Source organism: Sphingopyxis sp., assembly GCF_035565275.1.
Taxonomy (GTDB): domain Bacteria; phylum Pseudomonadota; class Alphaproteobacteria; order Sphingomonadales; family Sphingomonadaceae; genus Sphingopyxis.
Genome location: NZ_DATMST010000288.1, coordinates 1 through 5,306 on the forward strand (window position 1 = coordinate 1; position 5,306 = coordinate 5,306).

At 66.2% G+C, this 5,306-nt stretch carries 9 protein-coding genes; 7 read left to right on the forward strand and 2 right to left on the reverse strand.

Annotated features, from left to right (window positions below; all coding sequences use genetic code 11):
* Both VN047_RS18995 and VN047_RS19000 read right to left on the reverse strand, forming a co-directional pair.
* A partial coding sequence (locus VN047_RS18995; protein ID WP_325545452.1) for a DNA polymerase Y family protein occupies positions 1-1,159 on the reverse strand: 1,159 nt, incomplete at its 3' end.
* Entirely contained in the window at positions 1,080-1,811 is a 732-nt protein-coding gene (locus VN047_RS19000; RefSeq protein WP_054727824.1) for an ImuA family protein, read from the reverse strand. The genes VN047_RS18995 and VN047_RS19000, both read right to left, overlap by 80 nt.
* Positions 1,812-2,275: 464 nt before the next feature.
* Between VN047_RS19000 and VN047_RS19005 the strand changes: the two genes are divergently transcribed.
* The 7 genes from VN047_RS19005 to VN047_RS19035 all read left to right on the forward strand — a co-directional run.
* The gene (locus VN047_RS19005; protein ID WP_054727820.1) at positions 2,276-2,602 is read left to right on the forward strand and encodes a DUF736 domain-containing protein; all 327 of its coding nucleotides are present in this window, start codon (positions 2,276-2,278) and stop codon (positions 2,600-2,602) included.
* Between the two features lie 100 nt (positions 2,603-2,702).
* Positions 2,703-2,948 carry a FitA-like ribbon-helix-helix domain-containing protein gene (locus tag VN047_RS19010; RefSeq protein WP_054727818.1) on the forward strand — a complete coding sequence of 82 codons (246 nt, stop codon included), beginning with the start codon at positions 2,703-2,705 and terminating at the stop codon, positions 2,946-2,948.
* Positions 2,945-3,364 carry a type II toxin-antitoxin system VapC family toxin gene (locus tag VN047_RS19015; RefSeq protein WP_137893785.1) on the forward strand — a complete coding sequence of 140 codons (420 nt, stop codon included), beginning with the start codon at positions 2,945-2,947 and terminating at the stop codon, positions 3,362-3,364. The genes VN047_RS19010 and VN047_RS19015 overlap by 4 nt, the downstream gene beginning before the upstream one ends.
* A gap of 252 nt (positions 3,365-3,616) precedes the next feature.
* A complete protein-coding gene (locus VN047_RS19020; protein ID WP_167346271.1) occupies positions 3,617-3,781 on the forward strand; it encodes a hypothetical protein in 165 nt (54 codons plus the stop codon).
* A gap of 126 nt (positions 3,782-3,907) precedes the next feature.
* The gene (locus VN047_RS19025) at positions 3,908-4,375 is read left to right on the forward strand and encodes a hypothetical protein (protein ID WP_137893783.1); all 468 of its coding nucleotides are present in this window, start codon (positions 3,908-3,910) and stop codon (positions 4,373-4,375) included.
* A gap of 281 nt (positions 4,376-4,656) precedes the next feature.
* Positions 4,657-4,974, forward strand: coding sequence for a DUF736 domain-containing protein (locus VN047_RS19030; RefSeq protein ID WP_054727811.1), 318 nt, complete (start codon positions 4,657-4,659; stop codon positions 4,972-4,974).
* Positions 4,975-5,158: 184 nt separating this feature from the next.
* The coding region (locus tag VN047_RS19035) for a transcriptional regulator domain-containing protein (protein ID WP_325545457.1) at positions 5,159-5,306 on the forward strand (148 nt) is incomplete at its 3' end.

Genomic DNA, 5,306 nt, shown 5'->3' on the forward strand with positions numbered 1-5,306 from the left:
GCGGCGCCGCGCGCTGGAGCGCGCGCTGCCCGAAGCGATTGGCGAGCGTGTCGACCAGCGCGGGAAGATCGGGTCCGCGCCGTCCGATATTTTCGAGCGCGTCGGCCTGGCTCCCTGGCTGCCGCTCGGCGAGCGCGGCGACGAGGGTCATCGCCTCGATCCCGAGACCGGGATCGATGCTCTCGATCCGCGCGGCGAGCAGCTTCGCAAGATGCCGGGGATCGCGCGAGGGCGAGGCGGTTCCGACACGGATGGCCTGCGTCTGCCCGTCGACGCGGTGGAAATAGCAGTCGAGGCGCCGCGCGCCCGTTCCCGCGCGGTTGAGCTGGCCCGCGATATCGTGCGCAAGGTCGCCGATCACCTGCGCCAAGGCGTCCGCCGTCGCGAGCGGCTCCATGAAGCCGCGCCTCGCCTGCGGCAGCTCTTCGGGGAAGAGCGGTTCGATCGGCTCCGGCAGCGTGCCGAGTGCCTGGTCGAGCCGGCGATGCAGTTCGCGCCCGAACCGTTTCGCGAGCGGACCGCGTGGGCTCCCGATCAGCTGCTCGATCCGCTCGAAGCCCAATTTGCGAAGGCCTTCGACATCGGCGGACGGCAGGCGGAGCGCTGAGACGGGTAGGAGCGCGATCGCCTTACGGTGCGCTCCGGGTTCAACCGTGACAGGCCGCCCGGCGGGGACATGGCGGGCGGCCGCATGCGCGCAGCCGGCCGTGTCCGCGACCGCAATTTGCAGGCTGAGACCGAAGGCCGCGACGCGGCGGTGAAGATCCTTGAGCAAGGCTCGCTCGCTGCTGAAGATGGCCGCGCAGCCCGTGATGTCGAGCCAGAGCCCGTCGGGCGGATCAGGCGCGACAACCGGCGAATAGCGTGCACCTGCCCAGAGGGCGAGGCGACGCAACCCGTCGAGATCAGCCTCGGGCTCGGCGTCGACGACATCCAGCTCGGGCGCGAAAGCCCGCGCTTTCGTGATCGTCATGCCTGTCTGGATGCCAAGCATTTGCGCCTCGCGGCACGTCGCCGCGACGATACGCCGGCCATGGTCGGGAATCGCGGTAACGAGCGGGCGGGGCGGGGCGCTGCCGTCAGGCTGCGGCTTGCGCATCTTCCTGCGCAGCCGGTCGGTCGACCAGTGCGGCAGGAAGAGCGATACGACCCGTCGCATCGCAGCCCTCCACGATCCAGTTGTAGGGATTGCCCCCGCGCGCGCGCTCGAGCGCGACGCGCCAGCGCGCGCGTCCGATCGCGGGGATGCCGAGATCCTCGGTCGGACTCGCGGTGATGCGCCAGCGGGTCAAAGCGGCGCTGCCTTCGGCAGGCTCGCCGGCCTTGCAGGCCCGGCGGAAGATGAAGGCGGGGACGCCCGAGGCTTCGGCGGCGAGCTGCAGCCGCTTCGACGCGGTGGTGCTGTACTTCTTGACCTCGCCGACGACCCCGGCGAGCCCCGGATGGCGGAGGCACTCCTCCATCGCGAGGAGGACGTTGGTGTCGCTGCCCGCTTCGACATGAATGAGCCGGTCGGGATGCAGTCCGGCTAGATGAAGCGCGGGGGCGAAGAGATCGCGCCAGCGCAGGCACCAGAAAACCGGGCCGTCGCTCCGCGCGAGGATGCCGGCGAGGAAGATCGTGGCGCTCGCATCGTCGGCCAGTTCGGGGCTGCCGGCGAGCTCGTGGAGCGCGCCCGTCGCGATTCCGCGCGCCGGGATTCGCGAGTCGAGATCATCGATCCCGAACGGAATGACGTCATGACGCGCGCCAACGCCTTCGATTTGCGCAATTTTGGCGCGAATATCTTCAAGAACGACGGACTGGCGCATAGGTGCGGATAACTCGGTAAGCTGGTCTTATGTTCCTTCTTTGTTCTCATTGCCCGCTGTTCGTCAAGGCGCGCTGCGGCGAAGCGGTGTCATCGCTGTGGATGAAAGACCGGAAAGCGAGGGTGCCGGGGGCGCCGCCGGCCGGAGGGAGGTACGAGCCGGCGGCGGGGCATACTGAAGGTTCGGGCCCTTGCGCCGGGATGCGGCAACGGAGCGCGGAGCGGGGCAATCGCGACGGCCGCGAGCCTGGCTTTCGCGTCCGGAGTCATGATTCCGCTGAGGCCCATTGTCTCCCGTTGCATGGGACCTTTCCCGCATTGGCTGCCTGATTGCGGGGCTCGGCTCGCCTAATGCCGTCAACCCCCTGCGGGGGTTCGCCCTCGCATGCGCTCGGTGACGGCGGCTCACGGCCCCTCCTTCTGGCGCCATCGGGGATGGTCCCCGAGCATCAAAGGAGACTGAACATGGGTACCACCATTGGAAATCTGACCCTCAAGGACGACGGAAGCTACGAGGGCACGCTCGCGACCTTGATGGTCACCGTGCCGATCGCGATCGTTCCGAACGGCCGCAAGATGAAGGAAAGCGAGCCCGACTTCCGCGTGGTCAGCCGCCGGAACGGCTTCGAACTCGGCGGCGGCTGGACGAAAACCGCGCGCTCGACCGGCGCCGAATATATCTCGGTGTCGCTGTCGGCCCCCGAACTCGGCGAGATCTTCTGCAATGTCGCGAACGCGCCGGGCGACGATCCCTCGAAGAAGGTGCTGATCTGGAACGCCCCCGGCAACTGACAGCATTGCGGCTCCGCCTTCGAGCGGGGCCGCACTTTCCTTTGCAGTCATTGATTGTTTTGCAGTCAATGACTAATATCTACGCTCAAGGAGACGCGACATGGGCAGCATGACGATCAGGGGCATCGACGACGCGCTGAAGCGCCGGCTGCGGCTGCAGGCGGCAGCGCATGGCCGTTCGATGGAAGAAGAGGTGCGCGACATCCTCCGCTCGGCGCTTTCTACCGACGATGCGCCGATGGGCAATCTCGCGGCGGCCATTCGCGCGCGCTTCGCGCCGCTCGGCGGCATCGAACTCGACATTGCGCCACGCGAGGACACGCGCGAGCCCATCGATCTCTCATGATCCTCCTCGACACCAATATATTATCCGAAGTCTTGCGGGCCGCGCCTGAGCCGCGGGTTCTCGACTGGATCGGGCGGCAAGCTGCTTCGTCGCTCTTCGTGACGACGGTCACCCAGGCGGAAATTCTCTACGGTATCGCAATTCTTGACAAAGGTCGGCGGCGCGACGAACTGGCAGCCGCCGCACTCTTGATGTTCTCCGAGGATTTTTCCGGTCGCCTCCTGGCATTCGACGGCGACGCAGCGACGGCATTTGCCGAAATCGCAGCGGCACGCCGTGGCATGGGGCGCCCGATAAGCCAGTTTGACGCCCAGATCGCCGCGATCGCCCGTTCGCGGGGAGCTATTCTGGCGACGCGAAACAGCCGGGATTTCGAACATTGCGGTATCGAGATCGTCGATCCCTGGAGCAGATGAGATTTCCGTCATCGACGCGTAATCCTGCAAACCGACGCTCGATCAGCGCCATGTCTCCGGCCCGGAAGCGGCCCCACCCGCTCTCGAATAGCCGCTGATCCCTGGGCCGAGGACCGGCCTCCTTCAATCAACCCGCAAGGGGTCCCGGCGCTGCGCTTGGGCCTTCGCTTCGCTGCGGTGATTGCGGCCTGTCCCCGTCCGGCGGGGCGACTGTCGAGCGGGATGGTCCCGCTCCCCGACAGGAGCCTCGATATGCCGCTTTCAACCGCCCAATCGCTTGGCTGGAATCTCGCCCGCACGATGATGACGATCATCGTCCTCGTTGAAACATCGGCTGGATATTCGGTCATGCCGCTCGACGAGTTCGACGGCGACCCCGCTTGCATCGTCTGCGAATATGACCCGTTCAACCGCTGATATCGCGCGGGATTTCGCTCCAGGGTGGACCCGGTTCCGGTTTCACCTTCGGGGCGATTTCGCTATGCCCGCGAGGCAGATTGCGCTGCGGTGGTGGTGGAGAGCGCGTCCGACAGGAGGACGCCCGTGACCTTCATCATCATCCTCGGCGCCGCGGCCGCCATCTATATCGCCGTGCTGATGTTTCGCCTGGCTGCGGTGGCGCTTCCGCTTTACGCCGGCGTCGGCATCTCGATTTACCTCATCGGCCGCGACTTCGGCTATCCGGCATCGATCGCGGCAGGATTGCTGGTCGGAGTTCTCATCCTCGTTGCCGGACGGGCACTTTGCGCTGTCCTGCCGCCCTTTTATCGCGCGATCGTCGCGGCGGCATTTTCCGGCCCCGCCGGTTTTGCCGGTTATCAGGCCGCGAAGGGGCTGGCCGGGCTCGCGATCGGCGGAGGATATACGCTTGAGGCGCTCGGAATTGCAGGCGCTCTCGCGGCGGCCGTTGCAGCCTGGCGGGGGCTCGGGACAGCCGAGAGGAATCCCCCCGTGCGACGGAGCGCTCGGCACAGCTTGAGCCCGAACTCCTTCCTCAACCGGGTCGGTTGAAAGACTGATCTCGCGTCGAAGCCTCGCAGCATCTCGCACCAGCCCAGCCTCCGATCTGCGCCATCTGCCGGCAAGCCGCTGACGCTGGATCGCTGGCCGCAACCGCGGGCCTGCGACTTTCTTCCCCCGGCGTTCCGCCGTTCCTCGCGAGCCAAGAAAGCCTCGGCCCGCCGTCCTCCGCTTCGCTCCGGGCCTGGCGGCTGCGGCGCGCTCCCGTGCCGGCTGTCGATGCGCATCGAGGCCGCGCTGGTGCGGCCCGACATGCAGCAAAGGACATCGTCATGAGCAAGATCGGCAGCTTCAAACTCGTCTCGGGTGAATATCAGGGCGAGATCGTCACCCTTTCGGTGCAGGCCCAAGCGGTCCGTATCACCCCCGAGCAGAACCACAGCGGCAACGCCCCGAGCCACCGCGTATTCGTCGGCGATGCCGAGGTCGGCGCAGCCTGGTCGAAGACGAGCCAGGACAAGCGTCCCTATCTTTCGGTCAAGCTCGACGACCCGAGCTTCATCGCCCCGATCTTCGCGCAGCTCTTCGCTGGCGACGAGGGCGAATATGACCTGGTCTGGAGCCGTCAGAATCGCCGCAACGACAATTGATGCGGCGCCCATCGCCCGGTCTCGGCTGGGCGATGTTATATCCAATTTGAGGGCTTTAGCGTGCGTAGCTCGGATATTTTTGCGCTAAGTCCATGATGTATGCGCCGGTAACCACGCCGCCATGGGCGGGGCAATATTGGCTGAAAGCGGCGGTTTATTCTCCTCAAACGGGTCGGAGGTGCGAATGGATCAGGCAGTCGGATGGCAGTCGCCATATTTTCCGAAAATATTCGAGCGATATGATCGCGCGGACTTCGCGCAGGAATTCCTGCGCCGAAGCCCCGCCTATCGCAGCGGCTATGCCGCCGCCGCGGCGGCGCCGGGCGCCGACC

Bases quoted from the DNA above. Each gene is read 5' to 3' on its own strand.
- VN047_RS19000 (WP_054727824.1), bottom strand. From the start codon at position 1,811: ATGCGCCAGTCCGTCGTTCTTGAAGATATTCGCGCCAAAATTGCGCAA.
- VN047_RS19005 (WP_054727820.1), top strand. From the start codon at position 2,276: ATGGGTACCACCATTGGAAATCTGACCCTCAAGGACGACGGAAGCTAC.
- VN047_RS19010 (WP_054727818.1), top strand. From the start codon at position 2,703: ATGGGCAGCATGACGATCAGGGGCATCGACGACGCGCTGAAGCGCCGG.
- VN047_RS19015 (WP_137893785.1), top strand. From the start codon at position 2,945: ATGATCCTCCTCGACACCAATATATTATCCGAAGTCTTGCGGGCCGCG.
- VN047_RS19020 (WP_167346271.1), top strand. From the start codon at position 3,617: ATGCCGCTTTCAACCGCCCAATCGCTTGGCTGGAATCTCGCCCGCACG.
- VN047_RS19030 (WP_054727811.1), top strand. From the start codon at position 4,657: ATGAGCAAGATCGGCAGCTTCAAACTCGTCTCGGGTGAATATCAGGGC.